At 47.4% G+C, this 1399-nt stretch carries 1 protein-coding gene; it reads left to right on the top strand.

Annotated elements, in window-relative coordinates; all coding sequences use genetic code 11:
* The first annotated feature begins 279 nt into the window (after window positions 1-279).
* Window positions 280-1269, top strand: coding sequence for an START domain-containing protein (locus KDK14_RS20955; RefSeq protein ID WP_257267192.1), 990 nt, complete (start codon window positions 280-282; stop codon window positions 1267-1269).
* Window positions 1270-1399 lie beyond the last annotated feature (130 nt).

Below are 1399 nucleotides of genomic sequence, written 5' to 3'. Positions count from 1 at the left end.
ATAGATGTAAGAAAAGTCATGGGTTATGCATTTATGACTTGAATTCAGGAAATATTTCTATCGGCTGATGCCTGTCATTCATAAGCACCCACGCAAAGCCAGAGAATCCCGGATGCTTCTGCCGTGATTCACATGTCACAGGGTTTTTATTGCCTCCTGTACGGACATTCTGACAAACAGGGTAGATTGAACCTCGACTATCACTCAACTTGACATTTATTCTTCCTCAGCTTTTATAGAGACTTTAATGTGAATTAATCAAAACTATCTGGTTTCCCAATGCGTGCAAGTCAAGACTATCCCCAATTTGATGGATGCAGTAATGGATCAGTTACCTTGCCTGAGTCCCGGCGTCAGAATGATTGCGCTGTATGGCTCAGTAATTCAGTTTCTGCCGAAGAAAACGTCGTCCGTTCTACAGCGCAGGAACAAACCATAACATCAGCAACAAAACCATTAGCAGACCGACGCATATCACCGGGTTTTCAGGTAAGCCAATGCCCGAACGGGAAGGATGCAGCGAGCCCGATACTTGTTGAGTCAAAGGGGCAGATGTACCAGCTGATGCAACTGCCGGACTTCATTAAACTGCGTGACTTCGCCGAGAGCCAGGATAACAATTGGACGAAAGTGTATGAGGATAGGCCAAAAGCGCTTCTCGTGGAGTCCAGGCCAGAGGATCTGAAGCCCGGTGAGCAAGGCACCGGATTCAACATTGTTCGTGCGACTGTCCAGTGGGACGATGTTAAACCCGAGACGCTGTTCAACACTTTACATGATGCTGACTACCGCAAAACCTGGGACGGCAAGATGATTGACGGGCGCAACATCTGTCAGCTGGATCCACGCAATGATATTGGCTATTACTCATTGGAGCTTGGTTGGCTGATCTCGAATCGGGATTTTTGCAACATGCGCTCCTGGATGGAGTTTTCCAACGGCGATTTCATCATTATGAATCGCAGCGTTGATCATCCTGACTGTCCTGAGCGGGAAGGCTTTGTCAGGGCTCGCTCTATTCTCACCGGGTATTACCTGACACCGACCCCCTCTGGCGGGGCTAAACTGATATTTATTTCGCACACAGACCCGAAAGGCTCCCTGCCTGCATGGCTGATTAACAGCTTCATAGGCAAAGTAATTCCTTACACTGTGAATAACTTGCATGACTGTGCCCTTAAATACGATACCTGGGCTGCAGAAAATCGTGGTGCAGATGCAATACCCACATGGCGCACACCAAAAGTTGACTGGAGTGCATCTACTTAAAAAGCCCCGGATCCTTCTGCACTGGCCAGGAGGCTGTCCGAGAATAGACTGCCCTACTGCGGTGGCAGCAAATTGAGGATAAAAAGTCGGAAATTTTTAGTAAATAGAACCACTATTAACTAAAAATTTC

This window comes from Endozoicomonas sp. ONNA2 (genome assembly GCF_024606365.1).
In the GTDB taxonomy this organism is placed as follows: Bacteria; Pseudomonadota; Gammaproteobacteria; order Pseudomonadales; family Endozoicomonadaceae; genus Endozoicomonas.
The sequence above is the reverse complement of the archived record's forward strand: the minus strand, read 5'-3'. Positions and strand labels throughout refer to the sequence as shown.

Excerpts from the sequence above, each read along its gene's own strand:
- KDK14_RS20955 (WP_257267192.1), top strand. The coding sequence starts at position 280 with ATGCGTGCAAGTCAAGACTATCCCCAATTTGATGGATGCAGTAATGGA.